The 25,868-nt window shown below is 61.8% G+C and carries 18 protein-coding genes and 1 pseudogene; 9 read left to right on the top strand and 10 right to left on the bottom strand.

All coding sequences use genetic code 11. The features are described 5' to 3' along the window. The first annotated feature begins 130 nt into the window (after window positions 1-130). Window positions 131-1,366: a mechanosensitive ion channel family protein gene (locus tag PIN31009_RS23145; protein WP_150791686.1), complete on the top strand. Its 1,236-nt coding sequence runs from the start codon at window positions 131-133 to the stop codon at window positions 1,364-1,366. 335 nt (window positions 1,367-1,701) lie between these two features. Further along, window positions 1,702-2,046 carry a type II toxin-antitoxin system PemK/MazF family toxin gene (locus tag PIN31009_RS23150; protein WP_150791687.1) on the top strand — a complete coding sequence of 115 codons (345 nt, stop codon included), beginning with the start codon at window positions 1,702-1,704 and terminating at the stop codon, window positions 2,044-2,046. Window positions 2,047-2,168: 122 nt separating this feature from the next. Here PIN31009_RS23150 and PIN31009_RS23155 read toward each other — a convergent pair whose 3' ends face one another. Both PIN31009_RS23155 and PIN31009_RS23160 read right to left on the bottom strand, forming a co-directional pair. Further along, on the bottom strand, window positions 2,169-3,293 hold the full coding sequence (locus PIN31009_RS23155) for an alkene reductase (RefSeq protein WP_150791688.1): 1,125 nt from the start codon (window positions 3,291-3,293) through the stop codon (window positions 2,169-2,171). Between the two features lie 68 nt (window positions 3,294-3,361). After that, window positions 3,362-4,648, bottom strand: a complete 1,287-nt coding sequence (locus PIN31009_RS23160; RefSeq protein WP_150791689.1) for an MFS transporter — start codon at window positions 4,646-4,648, stop codon at window positions 3,362-3,364. Window positions 4,649-4,891: 243 nt separating this feature from the next. Here PIN31009_RS23160 and PIN31009_RS23165 point away from each other — a divergent pair, with 243 nt between their 5' ends. Beyond that, window positions 4,892-5,575, top strand: coding sequence for a TetR/AcrR family transcriptional regulator (locus tag PIN31009_RS23165; RefSeq protein WP_150791690.1), 684 nt, complete (start codon window positions 4,892-4,894; stop codon window positions 5,573-5,575). Window positions 5,576-5,634: 59 nt separating this feature from the next. On the opposite strand, the gene PIN31009_RS23170 is transcribed toward PIN31009_RS23165, so the two are convergent. Then, complete coding sequence (locus PIN31009_RS23170; RefSeq protein ID WP_150791691.1) at window positions 5,635-7,257, bottom strand: methyl-accepting chemotaxis protein; 1,623 nt, start codon at window positions 7,255-7,257, stop codon at window positions 5,635-5,637. A 193-nt stretch (window positions 7,258-7,450) separates the two neighbouring features. Then, a complete protein-coding gene (locus PIN31009_RS23175; RefSeq protein ID WP_150686233.1) occupies window positions 7,451-8,041 on the bottom strand; it encodes a helix-turn-helix domain-containing protein in 591 nt (196 codons plus the stop codon). A gap of 128 nt (window positions 8,042-8,169) precedes the next feature. On the opposite strand from PIN31009_RS23175, the gene kbl reads away from it, so the two are divergent. Both kbl and PIN31009_RS23185 read left to right on the top strand, forming a co-directional pair. Next, on the top strand, window positions 8,170-9,387 hold the full coding sequence (gene kbl / locus PIN31009_RS23180) for a glycine C-acetyltransferase (protein ID WP_150791692.1): 1,218 nt from the start codon (window positions 8,170-8,172) through the stop codon (window positions 9,385-9,387). 2 nt (window positions 9,388-9,389) lie between these two features. Then, window positions 9,390-10,364 (top strand): NAD-dependent epimerase/dehydratase family protein, encoded by a 975-nt coding sequence (locus PIN31009_RS23185; RefSeq protein ID WP_174996248.1) that lies wholly within the window; start codon window positions 9,390-9,392, stop codon window positions 10,362-10,364. 84 nt (window positions 10,365-10,448) lie between these two features. On the opposite strand, the gene PIN31009_RS27980 is transcribed toward PIN31009_RS23185, so the two are convergent. Then, window positions 10,449-10,592 (bottom strand): hypothetical protein, encoded by a 144-nt coding sequence (locus PIN31009_RS27980; RefSeq protein WP_157125863.1) that lies wholly within the window; start codon window positions 10,590-10,592, stop codon window positions 10,449-10,451. Between the two features lie 467 nt (window positions 10,593-11,059). Here PIN31009_RS27980 and PIN31009_RS23190 point away from each other — a divergent pair, with 467 nt between their 5' ends. Then, entirely contained in the window at window positions 11,060-11,953 is an 894-nt protein-coding gene (locus PIN31009_RS23190) for an outer membrane protein (protein ID WP_150686236.1), read from the top strand. A gap of 128 nt (window positions 11,954-12,081) precedes the next feature. Here the strand turns inward: PIN31009_RS23190 and PIN31009_RS23195 are convergent, their stop codons facing one another. Beyond that, on the bottom strand, window positions 12,082-13,398 hold the full coding sequence (locus PIN31009_RS23195; protein WP_150686237.1) for an ABC transporter ATP-binding protein: 1,317 nt from the start codon (window positions 13,396-13,398) through the stop codon (window positions 12,082-12,084). Window positions 13,399-13,408: 10 nt separating this feature from the next. Then, window positions 13,409-15,148 carry an ABC transporter permease gene (locus PIN31009_RS23200; RefSeq protein WP_150686238.1) on the bottom strand — a complete coding sequence of 580 codons (1,740 nt, stop codon included), beginning with the start codon at window positions 15,146-15,148 and terminating at the stop codon, window positions 13,409-13,411. A 473-nt stretch (window positions 15,149-15,621) separates the two neighbouring features. Between PIN31009_RS23200 and PIN31009_RS23205 the strand changes: the two genes are divergently transcribed. Further along, the gene (locus tag PIN31009_RS23205; RefSeq protein WP_150686239.1) at window positions 15,622-17,199 is read left to right on the top strand and encodes a tetratricopeptide repeat protein; all 1,578 of its coding nucleotides are present in this window, start codon (window positions 15,622-15,624) and stop codon (window positions 17,197-17,199) included. Window positions 17,200-17,232: 33 nt separating this feature from the next. Here the strand turns inward: PIN31009_RS23205 and PIN31009_RS23210 are convergent, their stop codons facing one another. Continuing rightward, on the bottom strand, window positions 17,233-18,306 hold the full coding sequence (locus PIN31009_RS23210) for an AI-2E family transporter (RefSeq protein ID WP_150791693.1): 1,074 nt from the start codon (window positions 18,304-18,306) through the stop codon (window positions 17,233-17,235). A gap of 148 nt (window positions 18,307-18,454) precedes the next feature. Further along, a pseudogene (locus tag PIN31009_RS23215) lies at window positions 18,455-19,327 on the bottom strand (LysR family transcriptional regulator); the annotation flags it as partial. 192 nt (window positions 19,328-19,519) lie between these two features. On the opposite strand from PIN31009_RS23215, the gene PIN31009_RS23220 reads away from it, so the two are divergent. Together PIN31009_RS23220 and PIN31009_RS23225 are read left to right on the top strand one after the other, a co-directional pair. Next, window positions 19,520-20,299 carry a TerC family protein gene (locus PIN31009_RS23220; RefSeq protein WP_150686241.1) on the top strand — a complete coding sequence of 260 codons (780 nt, stop codon included), beginning with the start codon at window positions 19,520-19,522 and terminating at the stop codon, window positions 20,297-20,299. Between the two features lie 255 nt (window positions 20,300-20,554). After that, on the top strand, window positions 20,555-20,935 hold the full coding sequence (locus PIN31009_RS23225) for a TFIIB-type zinc ribbon-containing protein (protein WP_150791694.1): 381 nt from the start codon (window positions 20,555-20,557) through the stop codon (window positions 20,933-20,935). A gap of 359 nt (window positions 20,936-21,294) precedes the next feature. Here the strand turns inward: PIN31009_RS23225 and PIN31009_RS23230 are convergent, their stop codons facing one another. After that, window positions 21,295-25,419, bottom strand: a complete 4,125-nt coding sequence (locus PIN31009_RS23230; protein WP_150791695.1) for a HigA family addiction module antitoxin — start codon at window positions 25,417-25,419, stop codon at window positions 21,295-21,297. Window positions 25,420-25,868 lie beyond the last annotated feature (449 nt).

Here is a 25,868-nt window from a genome sequence, read left to right on the forward strand (position 1 = left end):
TCTGTCGCATCTGTCGCATCTGTCGCATCTGACGCATCTGTCGTCCGCACGTGGACAATGCGTGAACGTGGCGATGCGGAACGTACACAGCAAGCAGCAAGCAGGCAAATCGTAGTCAAGGAGTTGCAGGATGACGTGGGATTCGATGTTGATGTGGCTGGAGAACGCGCAGTGGGCGCATATGGTCGGCGGGCTGGCGATCTTGGTCGTGGCGGCGTTGCTGGTGCAGGCGGTGGCGACCTTCGTGATCGTGCGCGTGGCGCGCATGGTCGTGCAGCGCACGGCCAACCGATGGGACGACGCTTTGCTGACCCATCGGGTCTTCCAGCGGGCGGCGCACATTCTGCCGTATCTGGTGATTCAGTTCGGCATTGAATTAGTCCCCGATGTGCCGCCGAAGCTTGCGATCGTGATCGCCAATGTGGCGCTCGCGACGACGTTGCTCTACGCGACGCTCGCCATCGCGGGGATGCTGAACGCTTCGCAGGCTGTCTATGCGACGTCGGAGCACGCGCGCACGCGGTCGATCAAGGGTTATGTGCAGTTGGGCAAAATCGCGTTGTACGTGGTTGCGGCCATTGCCATCGTGGCGACCATCATCGATCGTTCGCCGTGGCTGCTGCTCTCCGGGCTGGGGGCGATGTCGGCGGTGTTGCTGCTGGTGTTCAAGGACACGATCATGTCGTTCGTGGCGAGCGTGCAGCTCACTTCCAACGACATGCTGCGCGTGGGCGACTGGATCGAAATGCCGCAGGTCGGTGCCGACGGCGACGTGGTGGATATCGCGTTGCACACGGTGAAAGTGCAGAACTGGGACAAGACGATCACGACGATTCCGACGTGGCGGATGATCTCGGAGAGCTTCCGCAACTGGCGCGGCATGCAGCAGGCGGGCGGGCGACGCATCAAGCGCACGTTGTGCATCGATGCGGGCAGCGTGGGCTTTTTGGACGAGAGCGAAATCGCGCGCTTGTCGAAAGTGCATCTGCTGGCGCCGTATCTGTCGGAGAAGCAACGCACGATTGCCGAGGCGAATGCGGCGTTGGGCAATGCGGCGGGCGTGCTGGCGAACACGCGCCGGCTGACGAACATCGGCACGTTCCGCGCGTATGCGTTGGCGTATCTGAAGTCGCATCCGAATATTCACGAGAACATGACATGCATGGTGCGCTCGCTAGAGCCGTCGGCCACGGGCATTCCCGTCGAGCTGTACTGCTTCACGAACACGATCGTGTGGGCGGAATACGAGCGCGTGCAGGGCGATGTGTTCGACCACCTGCTCGCGATCCTGCCCGAGTTCGGCCTGCGCATGTACCAGAACCCGGCAGGTGCCGATTTGCTGCGCTGGCAGCAGCGGGCGGCTTGATATTGGCGAGAGCGTGAGGAAAAAACGCGCGTGCATGACGCATAAAAACTGTGCGCTGTTTCTGACTGATCGCGCGATTTTTCCGAGACCCGCTTCAGGAATATTCCGGAAGATTGTTGCCCCTGTTTACTTCACCGTTCACGCCTGCGACGATGCTTCACGACTCACGCAAGATGAGATGTCGACGGGGCAATGTGATGGGGTGGTGCAATGGATGACAGGGACAGCTTTGACGCAACAGTAAAGACATCGGACGCCGTGGCGGATGACACCTATGACGATGGTGAACTCTTGCTCGGTAATCTCGGCAACGACTTCGATGAGGAGGAGTGGACGTGGTGAAACGCGGCGACGTCTGGTTCGTTGCGTTAGATCCGACGGTCGGGAGTGAGATCAGGAAGACGCGTCCATGCGTGGTGGTGTCGTCTGCGCGGATGCACCGACATGTTCGCACGGTGATTGTGGTGCCATTGACGTCATCGGCGCGTATGTCGCGCTTTCGCGTGCCGACTAGTTTCGATGGGCGACATGGGTCGCTGGTCGTCGATCAGGTGCGGGCAATCGACAGGCGGCGTCTGGTGCGCCGGGTTGGGGTGCTCAACAGCGCGGCGCTCAGTGACACGATGCACCATCTGCGCGAAGCCTTTGCCGATGATGATCGGGACGGGATCGTTCATTGAATCGATGGCGTGAATGTCATGAAAAAGGGCTCCCTAGCGGGAGCCCTTCTCAATCGGTCCGGCGACCTATCGCCAACGCCGCGAGGGCGCGGTGTCAGATCGTCGCCCCCCATTTAGTTTAATTACGCCACCGATTCATCCAACGTCGGATAGTCCACATAACCGCGGGCGTCGCCGCCGTAAAGCGTGTCGCGGTCGAGCGGATTGAATGGGCCGCCGCGCTTGAGGCGTTCCACCAGATCCGGGTTGGCAATGAACGGCTTGCCGAAGGCGATCAGATCCGCGAGGTTGTCCTTGCGGGCTTCGATGGCCAGCGCGAGGTCATAGCCGTTGTTGGCCATGTACGTGCCGTTGAACAAGCGACGCAGCTTTTGCAGATCGAAGCCGTCCGCCACTTCGCGCGGGCCGCCCGTCGCCCCTTCGACCACGTGCAGATACACGAGGCCGAAACGGTTCAACTGTTCCACGGCATAGGTGAACACCGGTTCCGGATTGCTGTCGCCGCAATCGTTGGCCGGGCTGATCGGCGAGAGACGAATGCCGACGCGATCGCCGCCCCACACATCGACGACGGCCTGCGTGACTTCGAGCGTCAGGCGCACGCGGTTTTCGATGCTGCCGCCGTACTGGTCCGTACGATGGTTTGTCTTGTCGCGCATGAACTGGTCGAGCAGATACCCGTTCGCGGCGTGAATTTCCACACCGTCGAAACCGGCGCGCTTGGCGCACTCGGCCGCATGACGGTACTGTTCGACGATGCCCGGAATCTCGGACGTCTCAAGCGCACGCGGCGTTGGGTGCGGCTCGAACCCGTGCTCGGTGAAGGCCTTGCCTGCCGGCTGAATCGCCGAAGGCGCGACCGGCAGTCCGCCGTCCGGTTGCAGCGACGGGTGCGAGATACGGCCCACGTGCCAGAGCTGGCAGAAAATCTTGCCGCCCTTGGCGTGCAGCGCGTCGGTTACCTGCTTCCAGCCGGCGACTTGCTCGTCCGTGTAGATGCCCGGCGTGAATGCGTAGCCCTTGCCTTGCTGCGAGATATTGGTGGCTTCGCTGATGATGAGGCCGGCCGAAGCGCGTTGCGCGTAATACTCGGCGACCAGCGGGCCGGGCACATCACCGGCACTGGCGCGGCTGCGGGTCAGCGGCGCCATCACGACGCGATTGCTCAGCTCGAGCGGGCCCAGCCGGTACGGCGAAAAAAGGTCCGTGTCGAGCGACGAGAGTTGGGTAGCTTGGGAATCCGTCATTGCTGAAGGTCCTGTGAAAGTTGGGGGTTGCTGTGCTGCACAAAAACCTGCACAGGTTAAGGCAATTTTTAAGCGCTTGCAGGGCTCGGGCTCGTCGGTGCCCGGCGCGCGATACGCAACACCATGAAGGCGCCAATGATGCACACGCCGCCCGAGAGCATCGATGCCATCGTGTAGTTACCCAGCGTGGCGCGCAGCGAGCCGGCGACCAACGCCGCCGTGGCTGCACCGAGTTGGTGCCCGGCCACGATCCAGCCGAAAACGATCGGCGCCATGGTCTTGCCGAACACGTCGGTGGTCAGGCGCACCGTCGGCGGCACCGTGGCGATCCAGTCGAGACCGTAGAACAGGGCAAACAGCGGCAGGCCGAAGAAGTCGAGCCCAAACGCATGCGGCAGATAGATCAACGACAGACCACGCAGCCCGTAGTACCAGAACAGCAGCACACGGCTGTTGTAGCGATCGGAGAGCCAGCCGGAGAGCGTTGTGCCCACGAGGTCGAGCACGCCCATCGCGGCGAGAATACCGGCGCCCTTGACCTCGGAGATGCCATAGTCGCCACACATCGCGATGAAGTGCGTGCCGATATAACCGTTGGTGCTGGCGCCGCAAATGAAGAAGCTGAAGAAGAGCAGCCAGAAGTCGCGCTTGCCGGCCGCCATGCGCAGTACCGACAGCGCGTGCTTCAGCGGGTTGCCTTGGGCGAGTTGCACGTCGGGGGCGTCTTCCGGAGCGCCCACCGGGCGCAGCCCGACCGAGCCTGGACGCTCAGGCACCAGAAACGCGACCAGCGGCAGCACGAGCGCCGCAACCACCGCGACGATCAGCACGACCGGACGCCAGCCGTAACGCTCGGTGATGGCGGCCATCATCGGCAGGAAGACCATCTGACCCGTCGCGGAACTGGCCGTGAGAATGCCCATGGCAAGGCCACGGTGCGTATGGAACCAGCGATTCGAGACGGTTGCCGCGAGCGTAACTGCCGCTACACCGGTACCGCCACCGACCATCACGCCCCAGATCAGAATCATCTGCCACGGGGCGGTCATCAGCGAGGAGAGGGCGGTGCCCGAAGACAACAGCAGCAAGGCGACCATGACCGTCGGACGGATGCCGAAACGCTGCATCGCCGCCGCCGCAAACGGCCCGGTCAGGCCATACAGCGCAAGGTTCACGGAAATCGCCAGCGACACCGTAGCGCGGCTCCAGCCGAAATCATGCTCCAGCGGCACCATCATCACGCTGGGCGTGGCGCGAATACCCGCCGAGGCGAGCAGGACGAGGAAAATCACGCCCACGACAATCCACCCGTAGTGGAAATGGCCGTTGATGCGTCTTGCAATGGCTGCCTTCATGGCGGGAATCCTTGCGGTTCCGGGGGACCGCGTCACGATTTCGGGAACGTTGCCTGTCACCGTGCTGTCTATCGGGATAACGGTTTGTGACAGCTCGGTAACATGAGGTTGCCATGTTATGAACCGATCGGTAACATGTCAAGCATTCCTTTGTGACGGCAGGGGCTTTCCGCGACCCGCCAGCGCACTGCCGAGGCGCCGCATGCCTTCCGTCACAAATCATAGAATCAGGAGCGCCAGAGAATGGCCAAAACGATAGCCCGGGATCCCACGCAAGCCACCAGCGCGGAAGGCTCCCCCGCAACGGGTCGCAGCACGGTCAAAGGCGGCCGGCATGTGACGCCGGCACCGTTGGCGCAGCAATATCTGCTCAATGCCGCTGTGGAGTTGTTTCACACGGAGGGCGTGCGGGCCGTGGGGGTGGACGCCGTCGTCAAGCGCGCGGGCGTCAACAAGATGTGCCTGTATCGCCAGTTCGCGTCGAAAGACGAGCTGATTCTGGCGTATCTGGATGAAATGCAGACGTGCAGTCTTCAGCGCATCGACGAGAGTATTGCCCGCCGACCGGGCGAGCCGGGCAAGCAGTTGCTTCAGATCTTCGTGGATTTGGCGGAACGTGCAAGCCATCCCGGCTATCGCGGGTGCCCGTTCGTGAACGTGGCCGCCGAGTTTCCGGATCCGGAACACCCGGCCCGCAAGTCGGTGGTGAACTACAAGGCGGAAGTGGTGCGCCGCTTCACCGAGTTGGCAACGGCTGCCGGTTTGCAGGAACCGGCCCCATTGGTCGATGCGCTGTCGCTGGTGCTCGAAGGCGCCTACGCCGCAAGCCAGACGTTCGGCCCGGGGTCGGCCCCGTTGCGGGTGCTGCCTACGGTGGCCGCGCAGATCATCGACGCGGCGCTATCGGAAGTGGCTGCACCCGCCTGATGAGGAAGCACAACGGCGAACGGCACGAACCGTCGCCGTTCGCGTTATCTGGCGCTCTCTTAGGCCGCCAGACGCTGCATCGCCACCGACGCGGTTTGCGTTCTCAGCGGACCTGACGCCGTCTCGAGATGCTGCCCCGTCGCCATCCGGAAGGCGGCCACGGCGGCATCGAGTTGATGGGCCTGATCTTCCATCGAAGCGGCTGCTGCGGCGGCTTGCTCCACCAGCGCGGCGTTCTGCTGCGTCACTTCATCCATCTGCGTGACTGCCCGGCTGACTTGTTCGATGCCGTGGCTCTGTTCGCTCGATGCGGCGGAAATCTCGCCCATGATGTCGGTCACGCGGCGCACGGCCTGCACCACATCGTGCATCGTCTGTCCGGCTTGCGCGACGAGGATCGAACCGTCTTGCACGCGGCCGTTCGACGCTTCGATCAGTTCCTTGATTTCCTTCGCGGCGGCGGCGCTGCGCTGGGCGAGCGTACGCACTTCGCCGGCCACGACGGCAAACCCCCGGCCCTGTTCACCGGCCCGCGCAGCTTCCACGGCGGCGTTCAACGCCAGAATATTCGTCTGGAAGGCAATGCCGTCGATCACGCTGATGATGTCGACCACCTTGTTCGAACTCGACGAAATGCCTTCCATCGTCGCCACCACCTGATCGACCACCTGTCCGCCGCGAACGGCGATGGACGAGGCACTCTCGGCGAGTTGGCTGGCCTGACGGGCGTTGTCGGCGTTCTGGCGCACGGTCGAGGTCAGTTGCTCCATCGACGATGCCGTCTCTTCGAGCGCTGCCGCTTGTTGCTCGGTACGTGCCGACAGATCCGTATTGCCTTCGGCGATCTCGCGCGCGGCGGTGGTGATCGCACCGGTGCCGCTGCGAATCCGTCCGATCATCTGTTGCAGATTGCCCTGCATGCGCTGCATCGCATACAGCAGGCTGGCGCGGTCGCCCTGACGCAGCTTCACTTGGGTGAGCAGATCGCCGTCGGCGATGCGCGAGGCAATGTCGGCCGCGTATTCCGGCTCACCGCCCAGACTGTCGCGCACGTTACGGATGATGAGCAGCATGACGGCGGAGACCGCCAGACCGATGACCGCCAGAATGGCACCCCAGCGCAGCAGCGCGCCGACAAAGGCGGCGTTGATGTCGTCGACGTAGACGCCGGTCGTCAGATACCAGTCCCACGGGGTATAGGCCCCCACGCGGCTGATCTTCTCGACGGGTTTGTCCGAGCCCGGCTTGGGCCAGAGATAGGTCACGAACGGATTGTCGGTGCGCGCAGCGGCGACGATGTCCGAGAACATGAGCTTGCCCGACGGGTCGCGGAACTGGCTCATATCCTTGCCTTCGAGCTTCGGATTGACCGAGTTCAGCACGATCACCCGCTGCGAGTTCAAGATACCGAAATAGTTGTCGCCGTCGTAGCGGATCGCGCCGATCTGCTCGCGGGCGAGTTTCTGCGCATTGGGGACAGTCATTTCGCCGCGTTCGGCGCGCTCGGCGTAGTGTTTCACGAGACTGAGGCCCGAATCGACCACGTGGGTCAGCCCCGCGCGACGTTCGCTGAGCATCGTGTTGCGCTGTGCCCACGCGCCCCACACGGCCATCGCCAGCAGGCTGATCCACATCAACCCGACGGCCGACCACAACTTCGCATTCAAACTCAATCGCTGCATTACTTCGTCATCCCCACTCGTTCCGCTTAGGTGCTAGCTAGGTGCTTGCGCTGGCGGTGGCTGCCCTTGACGTCTCACAAGGGGGGAGACGTCCGGGCGGTCCGGTTGTGTATTGGTTATCAGTGCCCCTGATGAAGGCACCGACCGAACGTGTGGTAACGGCAGTCTGGCGGCGGACTTGAGCGGGAAGGGCTTACCCGTGAATCACGACGAGCAGTCCGCGCGCCACGGATTTGCCCGCGTTGCGGATCGCATGGGCGCGGTCGGCGGGGTAACGGGCGGTCTCGCCGGGCTTGGCACGGCGCAAGAACGTCTCGACTTCGATGTCCACCTGTCCGTCGAATACCGTGAAGTGCTCGCGGGTGCCCGGGTCATGCGGGTCGGAGACGAGCGCGGCACCCGGCTGGAGCGTGAGCTCGTACCACTCGTATTTCCCGGCCAGTTCCATTGGGCCAAGGATCTTCAACTGATAGGCATGTTCCGCGCCGGCCAGCGTGGGGATTTCGTGCTTGCCGATCACGCGCACCGGTTCCGGATCGCCGGCGGGTGCGCCGAGCAACTGGTCGAGCCGCACGCCCAGTGCGTTGGACAGCCGCCACGCCACGGCAATCGTCGGATTGGCCTTGTCGCGTTCGATCTGCGAGAGCATCGACTTCGAGACGCCCGAGGCGCGCGAGAGGGTTTCCAGCGTCATGCCGCGCTCTTTGCGCAGCTGTTGAATCATGTCGCCGACCGGCGGCGGTGCCGTTGGCACGGACGCGGGCGTTGCGGGGGTGCTTGCCATATTCTTTCCGGGATATTAGAATTTTTCAATATATTGAAACTAGTTCAATATAAAGTATAGTTTCCGCTAAGGTGAATGCCTGCATGGTAGCAGAGCGCACCGGCCGAACGACCGAGGAGAAGTACACGATGACCGCACAAACCGCGGAAGCCCGCGAGGGCTTCTACCAGCAACTGACCGAACGACTCGAAGACACGCGCCGCCAAGGCCTTTTCAAGCAGGAACGCGTGCTCATGTCGCGGCAGGGGCCGGAGGTCATGTGCGACGACGGGGTGACCCGCATCAATCTGTGCGCCAACAACTATCTTGGCCTCTCGGGTAGCGAATCGCTGGTCAAGGCCGGTCAGAAGGCGCTCGAAGACTTCGGCTTCGGCCTGTCGTCGGTGCGCTTCATCTGCGGCACGCAAGGCCCGCACAAGGAGCTCGAGGCACGCATCGCCGCTTATCTGGGCACCGAAGACGCCATCCTGTACGCCGCCGCGTTCGACGCCAATGGCGGCGTGTTCGAACCGCTGTTCGACGAGCAGGACGCCATCATTTCCGACGCCCTGAACCACGCCTCGATCATCGACGGCGTGCGGCTGTGTAAGGCGCAACGTCTGCGCTTCGCCCACAACGACATGGAAGATCTGGAGCGCCAGTTGCAGGCCGCTGCCGGGGCCCGTCACCGCATCATCGTCACCGACGGTGTGTTCTCCATGGACGGCACGATTGCGCAGCTCGACCGCATCGTCGCGCTGGCCGAACAGTACGGCGCGCTCATCATGATCGACGAGTGTCATGCGACCGGCTTCATGGGCGCGACCGGGCGCGGCACGCACGAACACCATGGCGTGATCGGTAAGATCGACATCATCACGGGCACGCTGGGCAAGGCGCTGGGCGGCGCGATGGGCGGCTTCACGGCCGGGCGCCGCGAAGTCATCGAGACGCTGCGTCAGCGCTCGCGTCCGTATCTCTTCTCGAACAGTCTGGCGCCGGCCATCGTCGGCACGTCGCTGGCGGTTTTCGATGAACTGGAACACTCGTCGGCACGCCGCGAGCAATTGCATGAGAACACGGCGTTCTTCCGCCATGAAGTGGCCGCGCTGGGTTTCACGATCAAACCGGGCACGCACCCGATCGTGCCGGTGATGTTGTTCGACGCCACGCTGGCGCAAAGCTTCGCGCAACGTCTTTACGAACTGGGCGTGATCGCCACGGGCTTCTTTTATCCGGTGGTGCCGCAGGGGCAGGCGCGCGTGCGCGTGCAACTCTCGGCGGCCCACACGCGTGAACAACTCACGCGCGCGCTGGCCGCCTTTGCGCAGGCCGGTAACGAACTCGGCATTCTCAAGCAAGGTTGAACATGGAACGGATCCTCATCATTGGCGCCAACGGGCAGATCGGCAGCGAACTCGTCGAAGCCTTGGCCGCGCAGTACGGCAAAGAGAATGTCGTGGCGACAGATATCGCACCGGGGCCGTCGCGCCATCCGGTGCATTACGAGACCCTCGACGTGCTCGATGCGGCGCGTCTGGCCGCCCTCGTCGAGCGCTTCGGCATCACGCAGATCTTCCATCTGGCGGCGCTGCTGTCGGCCACGGGCGAAACCCGTCCGTTGCAGGCATGGACGCTCAACATGAACGGCCTGCTCAACGTGCTGGAACTGGCCCGCGAGCATCAGTCGCGCAAGGGCTTGCGCGTGTTCTGGCCGTCGTCGATCGCCGCGTTCGGGCCGCACACGCCGGCCGTTGAAACGCCGCAACTCGCGATCATGGACCCGACGACCATGTACGGCATCAGCAAGCAGGCGGGTGAGCGGCTGTGCGAGTACTACCACGCGAAGTTCGGTGTGGACGTGCGCAGCCTGCGCTACCCGGGTGTCATCAGCTACAAGACGCCCCCGGGCGGTGGCACCACCGACTACGCGATCGATATCTTCCAGTCGGCGCGCCGAGGCGAGACATACACGTGCTTCCTGAAGGAAGACGCCACGCTGCCCATGATTTATATGCCCGACGCCGTGCGCGCCACGCTCGAATTGATGAACGCGGACGCATCGCGCTTGCGCGTGCGCTCGTCGTATAACGTGGCGGGGGTGAGCTTCGATCCGGCGACGCTGGCGGCGGCGATCGAGCGTCGTGTGCCGGGCTTCACGGTGAAGTACGCGCCGGACTTCCGTCAGGCGATTGCCGAGACGTGGCCGCATACGCTCGACGACACGCACGCGCGCTACGACTGGGGCTGGCAGCCGGCGTTCGGTCTGGAGGCGATGGTGGACGACATGCTCGCGAATGTTCCCCTCGACTGGCATGCGCCGGCCTTGGGAAACGCCGCCTGAAGGGCACGAGAGGGAGGAAGCGGCCGCGTCGTGATTGACGGGGCCGTGCTTCGGGGCCTTACGGCTGAGCCTTACTTCCGGGCCTTACTTCGGGTGATGTACCGCGTAGTAGACCAGCGCGGCGATGACCGCAAAGGTGACGGCCATGCCGCGACGGCGCCAGCGATAGCCAGTAGTGAAGGTGATGGCGCGTCCCCGGCCTTCTTCTTTCGAATGGTAGTAGCTCATAGTGCGTATCTCGGGTCTTCTGACACACGGTCTCTGCCGCGGATGGGATCTGCGCGAAGGCTTGTCGCAGCGCCCCCCGGCGCGTGACAGGCAGATCCTTGACTGATTATGCGACCGCACAAAAACGACCGCTAATCAGTATCTACACTGATAGGTGTGGCCTTTTTGACACGGTCAGGTCGCCGTCCCATGCGTTTCGACGCCATCCTCGGGATCGACCAACCTCTTCTTCCCTCCACACTTGCGCAGTCCTCACGCTCGCCCATCAAGGCCGCCCATGCGTTGGCCGGGGCAAGTGCGCATAGGTCTCTCGAATCGCGAGATTTTTGAATCTCGAAGACCACAAAAAATCCACGGTTGCCCGCTTGCGCACCACGTCACGCGCTGAAACAATGCCTGAAAACGGTGGCCGCGCTGACGGCCATTGCCGAGTCGTCGTTGAGTTCACGCCTGGGGAGGGCCGTGCCATGACGCCGAAGACGCGCCGCACCATCGATTGCGGCCAACGCGGAGCCGCCGCTGCAAGTCACGCGGCCACCGCCATTGCATTGGTTGCCGCGACTTTGATGGCGAGCAACGTCCATGCGCAGGAAGCCATGCTGCGCGCCAACAATCAGGTCTGGGTCGACGGCGGGGTGCAGCAACTGCACTACTGGGAGAACATCGGTGGGGGCAAAAGCGATTCCGAGCGAGGCACCACTGCCGCGTTCGGGCTCGGCGCATCCACACAGCATCAGCTGTTCGGGATTTCCAATCTGTATTTCAGTGGTCAGGTGCGCGTTGCCCACGGCAACACGGATTACGGCGGCTATTTGCAGGATCCGACGGGCCGCGTCGTGCTGCCGAACTACCAGATGAGTACGCGCTCCACCGCGACCGACGTCACGCTCAAGGCGGGCAAGGCGCTGCCGTTCATGCTCGGCACGTGGCACGCGCAAGTCGTCCCGTACGTGAGCTACAGCTATCGCGATTGGATTCGAGACAGCAGCCGCGACCCGTATGGTTTCTATGAGCGGTATCGCCACCACGTCGTGGGCGGCGGTCTGATGGGCCAGCTCGAAGTCACCTCGAAACTGGTGGCGACGGCCGATGTGCGGGCCGGCGCGGTCCTTGGCGCCTCGATGACGCTGGCGGGCTCGCAGAACACGTTCACGCTGGGCAGCAAGCCGGTGGTCGTGGCGGGCTTTGGTCTGGACTACGCGGTGACGCGCAACTTCCACGTGAATACCACCTACGAGTGGTCGCGCTTCCAGTACGGCCGCTCCGACGTGACGCAGGTGTCGCCGGGCGTCAACGCCTACGAACCCGATTCGAAGACGATCAACCAGACGTGGATGATCGGCGTGGGGTACGCGTTCTGAGCCTCGTTGTGAACCCCGACCCGGAAACGAAAACGCCGCGGGGACTGGCGTCCTGCGCGGCGTAAAACCCTGCGGTCAATGTTCGTCGGATCGTCGCTACCGGCGCCGATCCGCGCGAACGATCACGCTCAGGTCGCGCCTTCCACGTCCTCGAGACTGAACGTCTCGGTGTGGTCGTTGTACGAGAAGATCTCGGCGTAACGGCCCCAGTTGATGGCCGTATCGAGCGTTTCCTGCGCGAGATCGTCCGACATCGAATCTTCCAGTTCCTGTTCGAAACGCACGCGCGGGGCGCGCCCGCCACGACGTTCCTGCAACACGGCGCGAATCTTCGCGGCGAGCGGCACGTGACGCAGCAGATGCTCGGCGAACAGCACCTTGCGCTCCTGCGTGCTCACATCCACAAAACGCTTGCCGGCCGCCGTCAGCAGCAGGTCGCCTTCCTTGAGTTCCGCAAAGCCCAACTGGTCGAGAATTTCCGCCACCGGGAACAGATCGTCGACTTCGAGCAGCAGCGTCTGCGCGATATCCGGCAAGTCGGCGCGGCCGTTGTAGGGCGGCCCCGCCAGCGCTTCGAGCAGACCGGCCATCAGGTTGGTCGACACCTCGTGCAGCGGGCTCGACAGTTCCAGCGGCATCTTCTGCGTGGTGTGCGCGTTACGGCGCGAGGTCATCAGCGCGTAGATCTCGTCCACCATCTTGCGGAAGGCGGGGTCGAGACGATTACGGCGGTGCGGGAACGGCACCTTGATCTCGGCCACCACGCGCCCCGGGTTCGACGACAGCACCAGAATGCGGTCGCACATGAACACGGCTTCTTCAATGTTGTGCGTGACGATCAGGATCGACTTGATCGGCAGCTGGCGCTGGCTCCACAGGTCGAGCAGGTCGGTACGTAGCGTTTCGGCGGTCAGCACGTCGAGCGCGGAGAACGGCTCGTCCATGAGCAGCAGCGTGGGGTTGACCACCAGCGCACGGGCGAAGCCCACGCGTTGGCGCATGCCACCCGAGAGTTCGCGCGGATAGGCGTTCTCGAAGCCGTCCAGACCGATCAGGTCGATGGCCGCGAGCGCACGCTTGCGGCGCTCTTTCGGCTCGACGCCAAGCGCTTCGAGACCGGCTTCCACGTTTTGCAGCACGGTCAGCCACGGGAACAGTGCGAAGGTCTGGAACACCATCGCCACGCCTTCGGGCGGGCCTTCGAGCGGCTCGCCGAGATAGCGGATGTCGCCCGAGCTGGGCTGGATCAGGCCGGCGATGATGCGCAGCAACGTCGACTTGCCCGAGCCCGAGCGGCCGAGCATGCCGACGATTTCGCCTTCATGCAGTTGCAGGTTCACGCCATCGAGCACCTGACGCTCGTCGCTGCCCTTGCGGAAACCGCGACTGACATTGGCGAGCGAGAAGATCTCTTTTCCGACGGTCGGTTGGGTATCGTTCGGCATCACGGTCCCTTCAATTCAGGCGAAGCTTGTTTTCGGCGATGGCGTACATCGGACGCCACAGCAAGCGGTTGAACAGTACGACGAACAGCGCCATCACGGCGATGCCCAGCAGAATGCGCGGATAGTCGCCGGCCGCCGTCGTTTGCGCGATATAGGCGCCCAGACCGTGCGCGGCGAGCTTGTCGTCGCCCCATTGCACGTATTCCGAGACGATCGACGCGTTCCATGCGCCGCCCGAGGCGGTAATCGCGCCCGTCACGTAGTACGGGAAGATGCCCGGCAGCATGATCTGACGCCACCATTGCCAGCCGCGGATGCGGAAGTTGGTCGCGGCTTCCTTGAAATCGTTCGGGAAGGTGGTCGCGCCGGCAATCACGTTGAACAGGATGTACCACTGCGTGCCGAGCACGATCAACGGCGAGAGCCAGATGTCGGGGTTGGCGTGGAAATGCACGATCGCCACCACGAAGATCGGGAACAGCAGGTTCGCCGGGAAGGCCGCGAGGAACTGCGCGAGCGGCTGAATCCGTTCGGCGAGCTTGGGTCGCAGGCCGATCAGCACGCCCAGCGGCACCCACACGACCGACGCCACGGCGATGAGCACCATCACGCGCACCAGCGTGATCAGGCCCAGACCGAACACCCGCAGGATTTCGGAAAAGCCGACTTCGGCCAGCACGAACGCCACGATCTTCCACGCGGCGAACACGCTGAGCCCGACCAGCACCGCCGCCCAGATCCAGTCGATCACGCGAGACAGCGGCGAATTCGATTCGGAATGGATGGCGGCCGGCAGCGAGATCGGCATGCGCGCCCGGGCGATCGTGCGCAGCAGCTTGCCGAACGGGCGCAGCAGGTACTGAATCGCACGGGTGCGTTGAATCATGTTCAGCACCCACGACTCGGGAGCGGCCTGCGAGACCGTGTCTTCCAGCCGGAATTTGTCCGACCACGCGACCATCGGGCGGAACAGGAACTGGTCGTAAATCAGGATGACGATCGTCATCGCAAGAATCACCCAGCCCACGGCGTGCAGATCGCGTTGGATGATAGCGGTGGCCAGATAGGCACCGATGCCCGGCAGCGTGACCGTCTTGTCGCCCACGGTGATGGCTTCGGACGCCACCACGAAGAACCAGCCGCCCGACATGCTCATCATCATGTTCCAGATGAGGCCGGGCATCGAGTAGGGCACGTCGAGCTTCCAGAAGCGCTGCCACGGCGAGAGCCGCAGGTTCACCGAGACTTCGGCGAGATCGCGTGGCTGGGTTCGCATCGACTGGTAGAACGAGAACGTCATGTTCCACGCCTGACTCGTGAAGATCGCGAATATCGCGGCGCACTCGGCGCCCAGCACGCGCCCGGGGAAGAGCGCGAGGAAGAACGTGACCGTGAACGAGATGTAGCCCAGCACCGGCACCGACTGGAGGATGTCGAGCATCGGCACGAGCAGCTTCTCGGCGCGGCGGCTCTTGGCGGCGAGCGTGCCGTAGATCAGCGTGAAGATCAGCGAGGCGACCATCGCGGCGAGCATGCGCAGGGTGGTGCGTAGCGCGTACTCGGGCAGATTGGATGGGTCGAGCGAGATGACTTCGGTTTGCAGATCGGCCAGCGGGGCCCAAGTCTGGCGAATGCCTGAAGAACTGACCATCAGAAAGCCGATGATGATCGGGAAGGCAATGAAATCCCAGCGGTTGGGCAGCAGGCGTCGCGCGGTGGCGGGAATGAACGGTCGGGCTACGCGCGGCATCAGGACCTCGTGATTTTGAGGGGTCGGACGAACAACGGACTCGGCGTCGGCATGCGGCAGGGCGGCAATAGGGCCAGCGATCGCGCACGTGCACATGGACGGCAGCGGATGCTACCAGATTGACCCGCAAAATGATGTTAAAGCGACCGCAACGGGCTGGCAAACTGCGCTCGCCATTTGCCGACTGTGGTTTTTATGCTGCACTGCCGCAGTTATGGTTTCGATGGATAAGACGGCCGGCGAAGGCCGTTTCGGAAGCTTCGGTACCGCCTGTAGAAATTGTCACATTTACGTCGCTCCGGGATGTGAACTTTGCGTCACTTGGAAGGCCGAATCCCCGCGGCTTGCTTCGTGCCGTGCGGTGGTGTAGTGTGCACCGCTTGTTCGGGCCGCCGGTACTCGATGTACGTCATGTATAAAGGACCGCCTGGCCGACCCGCCCCCCAATTTTAAGAACAGCAAGGAAGCGCCGAATGACGACGCCAATGGATGCGCGTTGCGAGCGCGCACGACAACTGAGTGCCGCCGGCCGGCTGGGCGAAGCGATTGCCGAACTGCGTCAGTTGCTCAAACAGGCACCGGAGTTTCTGCCCGGTCTGGAAGGTCTCGCCTACGTCTCCCTGCGGATGAACGCGTTCGACGCGGCGGCCGATGCGTTCGACCGGATGCTGGCGCTGGTGCCGAAGGCCGGCGCGCAAGTCAGTTTCGATGCGGCGATGGCCAGTTTGCAGGCCGGCCGTCCCATGCGGGCCGATGCACTGTTCGAATCGGCCGTGCAACAGTCTCCCGATGCCATCGGCGCGATGCATACGGTCGGCATGACGTGGGCGCAGGCGGGCGACAACGCCCGCGCGCTGACTTGGTTCGAGCGCACTGCCGCCAAGGCACCGGCGTTGTGGCAGGCGCATTTCAACCGTGGCCGTGCGCTCGGTGCGCTGGGCCGCTACGACGAAGAAATCGATGCCTACCGGCTCGCCAACGCGATTGCGCCGCAGCAGCCCGATCCGCTGGTCAATCTCGGCGTGGCGCTGCGCGAGCGACACGCTTTCCAAGACGCTTTGCAGTGCTTCACCCAAGCCGTGAAGTTGTCGCCGGAACACGCGGGTGCGCGCACGAATCGTGCGCAGACGAACCTGCTGCTCGGCGACTTCGAGCACGGCTGGCGCGACTACGAATGGCGTTGGCTCGATGGCGGGCAAACGCGGCGCTTCCCCGACCGGCTGTGGGACGGCCGTGCGCCGCTGGCGGGCAAGAAGGTCTTTGTTTATAGCGAACAGGGTTTCGGCGACACGCTTCAGTTCGTGCGCTTCGTGCCCCGGCTGGTGGAACTGGGCGCGCAGGTGATGCTCTGCGTGCAAGCGCCGCTCGTGACGTTGCTGGGCGGTTTCGCCCGTGGTGTGACGGTGCTGGGCGAACATATGCCGGTGCCGTCGTTCGACTGGCAGATGCCGTTGCTCAGCCTGCCGCATTTGCTCGGCGTCGGCGGCGATGTGAGCAGCGGGCACATGCCTTATGTGCGCTCGAGCGCGGCGCGCGAAATGATCTGGCGCTCGATGCTGGGGGCCAAACCTGCGGGCGAAGTGCGGGTGGGCTTTGCGTGGCGTCCCCGTCCGTTCCCGCCGAATCGCGATGTCGGCCTCGATCACTGGAAGCCGGTGTTTGCGACCGGGGCGCAGTTCTTTTCCTTGCAGGTGGATGCGACCGACGAAGAGCGCGCGCAACTTGCCACGCACGCCAACGTGCGCGACATCGGCGCGAAGCTCAGCGATTTTGCCGAGACCGCGGCGGTCATCGCACAGATGGACGTGGTGATTACGGCCGATACGGCCGTGGCGCACGTGGCGGGCGCGCTGGGTAAGCCGGTGTGGGTGTTGCTCAACCACACGCCCGACTGGCGCTGGCAGCTGACGCGTCGCGACAGCGAATGGTATCCGTCGGCAGCGCTCTATCGCCAGCCGCAGCGCGGCGACTGGGATGCCGTGATGGCGCAGGTGAGTGAAGATCTTGCCGCCATCGCGACGAACGCGAAGGGCGAGCCGGTCGCGGGCTGAGCTGAACGATGGCCGCCTCGACGGCCGCCCGGGTCAGCCGATATCGCTCTGATCGACCTCTTCGTCGCGCATGCGGGTGTAGATATTCCAGCACGCGATGAAGAGGGCGGCGATGAGCGGGCCGATCACGAACCCGGTCAACCCGATAAGTGACATGCCGCCGAGGGTGGAGATCAGTACCACCCAGTCGGGCAGCTTGGTGTCCTTGCCCACGAGAATCGGGCGCAGCACGTTGTCGACCAGACTGACGATCGTGCCGCAGAAGGCGAACAGGATCACCCCGCGCCAGATATCTCCCGAGAGAAACAGCCACACGCCCACGGGCACCCAGACGAAGGCCGCGCCCACGGCCGGCAGCAGCGACAGAAACGCCATCACCACGGCAGCCAGCACGTAGCCCTGAATCCCCAGCACCGCGAAGATGAAGCCGCCGAGCGCGCCCTGCGCCACGGCGACGGCGATGTTCCCCTTGACCGTTGCACGCACGACCGTCGTGAACTGCTTGAGCAACTGCGTCTTGTGACGTTCGTCGAGCGGAATGGCGCGGCGGATGATCACGCCCAGCACGATGCCGTCGCGCAGCAGGAAGAACAGCAGATAGAGCATCACGCCGAAACTCACGAGCAACTGCGCCGTGTTCTGGCCGATGCTCAGCAGGTAGACGGCCACGAAGCGGCCGATCTGCGCGGCACCGTCGCCGAGTTTCAACTGCATGGCCGTGACGTCCTGTATTCCGGCCAGATCCATGATCCGGTGCACGCTCAGGGGCAGGCGGTCGAGCAGCCCCTGAAACGCGATGGTGAGTTGCGGCAGGTCGGTGCGAAAGCGCACGATGGCCGTGCCGATTTCCTGCGTGAGCATGCCGACGATCAATGTGAGCGGCAGAATCACGATGATCAGGATCAGCGATAAGGTGACGAGGGCCGCCAGATTCTTGCGGCCACGCATACGAAGCTCGATGCGGCGCTGGATCGGCTGGAACAGCACGGCTAGAATCGTTCCCCAGAAGACGGCGCCGAACAGCGGAAACAGAATCCACACGAAGGCGACCGTCACGGCGAACAGCAGGAGATGGAAGAACTTGCGCTGCTCGCTACGGCTTGACATGAGATTTCCTCGAAGCGGCTGGGGGTGTCAACGACTCGGCGGAGGTGTCACGCGTCGCACGCAGGGTGTGCGCCTTCGCCGTGGTACTCGGTGTGATCGTCGCACTCGTTGTTATATCAGACTCGGATGGCGTCGCCGCGAGCGCGGCCGCTTCTTGCATGATCTGGTGCACGAGCGGATGTCCTTCGCCGCGCCGCGAGCGAATCGCGTGAATTTCTTCATGGACGCCGTGCGGGCGTCCGAGCCAGCGCAGGCCGCGCAGCACCGACACGTCGCCCGCGCCGGCCTCGCTGAGCGGAAACACACCCATGCCACGCGTGGCAAAGACCGCCATCAACGCACTGTCTTCGAATTCACCGACGATGTTCGGGCGAATGGCTTGGGCTTCGAACCATTGGTCGAGACGCGCCCGCAGGGCCGAGTGGCCGGTGGGCATCAGCACGGGCAGTTCCGTGAGGCATTGCGGAAAGTGTTCGCGCGAGACGTTGCGCACGAGCGAGGCGGGGCCGTACCAGTCGACCGGCGACTCGATGAGGCGCTCACTGGCGAGCCGCAGGGTGGGGTTGTAGGGGGCGGGCTGACTGGCGAGCACCAGATCGAGCTTGTGCAGGGCGAGTTCGGCGAGCAGTTGCTCGTGCTCGCCTTCATGACAGACGAGTCGCAGCGAGGGTGTAGCGAGCACCGGCGCCAGCAGGGCATGGGCGGCGAGTTTCGAGATCCCGTCCGAGAGACCGACGGCCAGCCGCGCGACGCGGCCGCTGGCGGCTTCGCGGACTTCATCGGGAATCGACTGCCCGAGCCGGAAGATTTCTTCGGCGCGCCGGAACGCGGCTTGACCGGGTTCGGTCATCGCCACGCCGCGCCCCAGCGGCTTGAGCAACTGGTGGCCCAGCGATTTTTCCAGTTCGCGAACCTGCGCGCTGATCGTCTGCACGGCCATGTCGAGGCGTTCCGCGGCCCGTGCGAAACCTCCCTCCTTGACGACGACCCAGAAATAGTAAAGATGACGGTAGTTCAACATAAAGCGGCAACTTCGAAAAAACCGAACTAAGGTGAAGTATATAACTGGTTTTTGCGAAGCATGAGTTCGACGATGATGCTGACCTGAACCCGCGTTATGCGTTGTTTGCGGGACAACAAACGGAATCGGGGCGGCTGGCGAGGGTGGTTGGCGGCGCGATTTCGATAACTCTACGGAAACTCTGGCGCACTTATGGACTATCTGCTTGCTTTGGCGGCCGACCCGGCGGTATGGGCGGCGCTCGTTACGCTGGTGGTGATGGAGGTCGTGCTTGGCATCGACAACCTGATCTTCATTTCGATCTTGACCAACAAGTTGCCGCTATCGATGCGTGCGCGCACGCAGCGCATGGGCATTGGGTTGGCGTTGGTCATGCGTCTGGCGCTGCTGGGTACGGTGGCTTGGATTGCTAAGCTGACCACCCCGCTGTTCGAGTTGTTCGGTCATGGGTATTCGTGGCGCGACCTGATTTTGATTTCGGGCGGTCTCTTCTTGGTGTGGAAGGCGACCAAGGAGATGCATCACCACGTGGCGTCGGGAACCAATGATGAGCCGCATGCTGAAACGGGGTCGGCGGCCGGCGCGGTGGTGACGATCACGGCGAAGGCGGCGGTGATCCAGATTCTGGTGTTGGACTTGGTGTTCTCGATCGACAGTATCGTGACGGCGGTGGGCATGACGGAGCACATCCCGATCATGTTTATTGCGGTGATTGCAGCGGTGACGGCGATGTTGTTCATGGCAGGGCCGCTCTCGCGATTCATCGCGGCGAACCCGACGGTGATCATGCTGGCGCTGGGCTTCCTGCTGGTGATCGGTATGACGCTGATTGCGGAAGGGATGGGGTCACACATACCCAAGGGTTACATCTACGCGGCCATGGCATTCTCGGCGTTCGTTGAAGGTCTGAACATGTTGACGCGTCGTGCCAAAGCGCGGCGCAACGTGGAGAAGGCGCGGGTAGTGGAGTGACCTGTGCTCCGCGATACGCAACAAGTGTGACGTGCGTGTCGAAGGCTGACTGACGTCACGTCGCTGCGATATTGGGTGAAGTGCGGGTGAAGTGAACAAGGCGGTGCCGATGAGAATCGGCGCCGCTTTTTCGTTTGGGCGATGCGATTGAAGAGTTCGGTTTTTGCGAAGTTGGATGAATGAAAATGCAGGTTTTTTGGGATGCCGCCGACCGATACATTGAGGACGTTGTCTTTTACGTAACGGAGCGAAACGATGAAATGTCCTGTGTGCAGTACCCCGGATCTGTTGATGACGGAGCGTCAGGGAGTGGAGATCGATTACTGCCCGATCTGCCGGGGCGTGTGGCTGGACCGTGGCGAACTGGACAAGCTGATCGAGCGCACGGACGGGAGCGCGACAATGCCGGCGCATCTGACCCGCAACGGCGACCGAAGCGATCGAGGTGAGCGCCGGGACAGCGACGAACGCGGCCAGCACATCGAGCGCGAGTATCGCAAGGAGAGCGCAGGACACGGCTTCGGCCACAGCGGCGAACAGCGCCGCGACGCCCACTACGGCCACGACGACCGCCGCCGCCACTACGATCAGCCAAGAAAGAAGAAGTCGCTGTTTGAGATGTTCGACTTTGATTGAAGCAGGGAGATTGAAGTGAGGTAACCGCAGACAGCGCACTCGCAAATGCGCAAACGAAGAAAAAGCCGCTGCTCCTTTCGGAACAGCGGCTTTTTACATCTGGTGGCGAATCAGGGACTCGAACCCCGGACCTGCGGATTATGATTCGGCGTGTGACGCGGTAAGTTGCTGAAAAATAAGCTTATGTACCCGTAAACGAACATAATGCAAAGTTATTTGGCGTCAATAGTTTAGCGTAACTTCAGCGACCCTTGGAGAATTGAGCACTGCACCTTCGTTGCACCGAAAGCGGGGGCCTAGCCCCACAAGCTTCCCGTCGAAGTGCCGCTGGAGTGACGAGTGCATTGTGGTCAGAACACTCACCTCAAGCGACGCCTAATGCCTGCTTCAATGTCTTCACGGCTAGCGTCACGATCGTAGTTTTCGGCTAGCGCCATGAGAAGTTTGGAAGAGACAAACGGGTGTGAAAACTGAATCATCTGGCCCCATTTTCGGTATTTTTCTGCTAGTGCGCGTTCCTGTTCGCCGCCTTCGCCGCGCCAGTGTGCTCCGCGCGAATTGAAAACTCCGGTGCACGCCCCCTCCATTAGCGGCTCTGACTGGATATCCTCCATCGCGTCCCGTACCGGTTCACACGGCCACGCGCCATCGTGGCCGATAGGTGCGCCGGAAAGCAGCTTGCCAATGCAGATGTCGGCAATTTCGGAGCGGTCCAACTGGGCGCAGGACTGTCGAACGGTCAAAATCCACTTCGCTAAACGATCCCCGGTGAGTTCGTTGAGGTCGTTATGGCCCGGAATGCGTTGGATGGCTTCCAGCAGCTTATATCCCCGCTCCGCCATATTCACGACGCTATCGGCTGAGACCTGAAATTCAGCAGGGTCTGTTCCGCCATCGTTACGTTTGTAGACCCAACATATTGCCTGCACGAAAAGTTCGGGATGCACCTCGACGTACCGCTCTAGGTTTGGAATTCCATACTGACCTTGGCGATCCCAAGGGCGCGCTAGGGCATCAAGGTACGCAAACTCCAAGCCAGCCTTCTCATCGAGAGTTAGTGCTTGACTACTGTCGAGGTGTTTGAATGCCTCTTCAACATAGTAATGCTCGAGCGCGTACTCGCCGGGGCGATCCTTTCCGCCTTTTGCCATTGCCGACAAAACTCGGAAAAGAACTTTTGCATCGAGCTTGGTCGGATGAAACCGAATACACGAGAATGCTGCACGTGGTCGCTCTGCACCCAATAGTCTCTCGACCGCTTCGTTGTTTTCGCCGCTTTCGTCGTGAATCCAGTCTGGCGTGACCTCACTCCAATATTTGGCTTGGTTCGCCTCATCGAGGGCATCGACCAACTTCCAGGTGCTTTTGCAGAACGGTGCGAGGACAAACATCTGCACCACATCCTCAGGGGCAAGTCCAACCGCGACGCTCTTAAGGGTCGCACTGCGTTTGTCGTCGTCGGCCATGGCTCGCAAGGCTCCGCTAATGAGAGTCTTGTGCGAATGTAGTTCCTCCTGCGCCAGTAGGATCGGCGCAAGTGCGAGTCGCAACAATTCCACTAGTTCCTGCTCGGACAAGACGGTGCTGACCACGAGTCCGCCGATCACCCACGCAGCATTCCCGCGTTCGGCAAGCTCTAGTATTCCTGTTAGACCACGCTGCGCGACGATCTCGCAGAGTGCGGCGACCCTTAGGCGAGTGACGTGCTCCTCGCGCTTGTGGAAATCGATTTTCTCAATATCATCAATCTCATCGGCAGACTCCTCGACCCATCCATTGCGGAACAACCATGCGTGTTTATTAAGGGGATCGCTTGGCTCAAGCGCTGCGTAGGCAGCCATGCCCGCGGTCGCAAGGTGAGTTGTTTGTCCGCTCTTTTTTGTTCGGAGGGCTGCCCGTCGAGTGAGTGTGGAAACTCGGATCTTTTCGCGCAATATGGCTTTATCAGCATCACTGGCGCCATTATTTGCCCAGTCTACGATCAACGTCCAGGCACGATTTTGGTCGACCTCGGTTAGGTCGTGTAGGCGCTCAATCAGATCGCACAACATTCCTAGCGAATGATTCGGCCATGTCAACGCCATCTCGACCATTTCTCTAACGAAGTCGATGGTTGGTCCCCACGTAGGAAACGGTTCGCCGAATCCGTACCCGTCGGGGCGCCAGCGTGGCTTGTGGCTATAGTCACCGACTTGATGATGGTTGCCAAATTGCGCGACGCAAATCTTCCATCCCACACTTGGAAATCTCTCTGCGAGTTTTCTCATCAGGGCCACTCGTTGCTCGTGGTTCGCTGCGGTTTGGGGCATCCAAGCGCGGAAGATGGACAGCAACGAATTGATCGGCTTGTTGGTCCAGTTGTCGGCAATTTCTACCTGTGCAAGTCGGGCGAGGATCAAGGCGGCGCGCGGTAGCGTTTGGGGATTCCAGGAAAGACCTTCCAATGCCCAAAGCAATCCGGTTCGACTTGGGCTACGCCCAAAAACGCCGGCGTCTACCGGACGAAGAAGTCCAAGAACGGCGGGATTCTTGGCGTTAAGATCGCGATCAAGGATCGAGAGGAATTCGTCAGGAGCTGCTTCTGCATAGGTAGGTAGGTCGCGATCATTTGCCTCTAGAATCCGCGTGCTCAGTGGTGTCAGTAACTCTCGCACGACGTGTGTCGCCTCGATCTCGGTATCTATGCCGAGGCGACTCTGGAACAGTTGCTTTCCATGAAAGGCCAATAGGACCAACGTTTCCGAAATGCCGTCGCGGAAGGTACTTGAAAACTCGCGCGTCTTGCCATGAATCGCCGCCGCCCAGCGCTGATCCTCGTCGAGATCGAGTGCTGGGTCGTCTTCGCCGAGCACCATACGTGCTACCGCAAAGTAGCGGTTTAGATCGGCCCGCGTTATTGTGCCGGCAATAGCGTAGAGCAGGTCAAGCTTCGAGATCACGCCCCTGTATGTGCCGACAGACCAGATAGGCGCGTCATTCAATTGAGCAAGGCTTTGGCAGTCTCTCTCGAGATTGTCGTACGGACGGTCGTCGGCCAGAAGCGAAAGGCCGATCCTATCGGTTTCATTCTGACTATTCCATGCGCCCACAAAAAGGAACGGAACGAGGCTTCCCGCCGTCTGACGATCCATCGCCCATTCCGGTGATCGGACGGCTGGGAGCGAAGATAGCTGACGGCGTAAGACGGTGAGTGATCTGCCCGACGCACCCGCTAGCCGCGCGATTTCGTCGCGATTCTTGCCCATCTCGCCAAGCGCCTTATTGAAGGTCTCGAAGCTGGCCGGTTCCAAAACGATGTCTGGGGTGGCAGTCACGGCGTTTCGAGGGTAGATGACGATAGAATGCGTAGAGTTGGCGTATGGTGCGAGTTCGCGCTCGACTTCCCGCGAAAACGCTACAGGGATGAACGTTTGTGCCCCTGTCATCAGGCGGGGCAATACGTTTGGTGTGTCGAACACCAAAACGCGGTCGCGATACAGCATCAGATCGTTACCGCCGCGCTCGCTTAGCAATTGGGCAAGGAAGGCAAGCGCCTCGTCAGTAGAGTCAGCCGCAATCAAAATCGGCCCTTCTGACGGTCTCGTGAGTCGAGCGAGCAAGGACCTTTTGGTTGACTGGATGGCGGAGTCAAACAGAGCACCACTCAATGGCGGGGTGCTGACGCCAGCCCAGTCTGCCCAGCACTTGTCTAGAGAGCGAACGTGGACCGAAGGATTTTGCGTCTCATTGGCGAACCACGTTTGTGCGGGCAGAGACTGCTCCAGCCATTGTTCAAGATCGCTCGCGTCATAGGCGCGAATGTCCTTCCAAAGCCCCATTGCCTTCTTGGTCGCAACCCAAGTTGCCTTCCCAGCCCATCGACGCGGAGTAACGAACATAAACGTCGTCTCTGCACGCTCTTCGCTACCCAAAGCCTTCACGCTTTTTTCGAAGTCGCTCTCGGCTTTGGCCTTGGGGTCCTCGTTGGTTCCAAACTCCCAGCCGGAACGCCCGATAGGAACCCAAGGCGTTCCTTCGTTTGCCTCAAGGACACCGTCCCATCCTGGGCGTTCGGCATCGTCGTTGCCTGGAAAGTCCACTTTCGTAAGGCCACTCGAGGTTGAATGAATCAGTGTGCGCAAAAACACAGCTAGGCGGCTTCGCGCTGTGATGTTATGCGAGACCCAATCTTCGATATCGTTAGCCTTAATTCTCAAAAAAGGCGGCACGTAGGTCTTGGTGTCGGCAGGTGCGTCTTTTTGCTTGGCCTGTGCCGCGTCGTACTGCGCTTGCATCTCCATGAGCTCCTTGAGCGGGTAGCTAAACGCCTTCTCTAGACGGGCTGCCATCTCGGCGGACAGCGATGCATTGCCATTGAGCAAATTCGACAGGGCGGGGCGGCCCACCCCAATAAGCTGCGCAGCTTTTGTGACAGACATCCCCTGCGGAATGATCTCAGCCCTGATGCGCGTTCCAGGATGGGGAATGTCGGTGGGCAGAGTCATAAGATCCTCATGAACTTGAGCTGATAAACAATTATTCTTTGATGTATTGTATTGTGTAGCGCTACAAGATACAATCATTTCATGCTCGCGAAAAGGGCCCTGCGATGCTCAGCCGAGGGTGCAAAAGGCAGTGTGAAAGCAGGCGGGGCGTCCCGTTGGGCAATGGCGGCTGGCGGCTGGCGGCTGGCGGACCCAGGCGTTGAGGTGGTGGAGTCGCTTGGCGTGAGGGGGGGCAAAACAAAAGGCCCGCCATTTGGCGAGCCTTCTGAATAGGTTGGGGAACAGAAAATGTAGCGGGACACCGCCCAGGCCCACACCCCTGACCCCTTGATAATCTTGCCGTCAAAAACGCGACGGGCTTGAGAGGGTAAGACGTACTATAGGCGCGCGAAGTTCCGCGGTCAACAAAAACGACGTTGCGAAAATGCGTCGTAATGTGCCCAAAAACG

Origin of the sequence: Pandoraea iniqua (assembly GCF_902459685.1) — a bacterium.
GTDB classification, from domain to species: domain Bacteria; phylum Pseudomonadota; class Gammaproteobacteria; order Burkholderiales; family Burkholderiaceae; genus Pandoraea; species Pandoraea iniqua.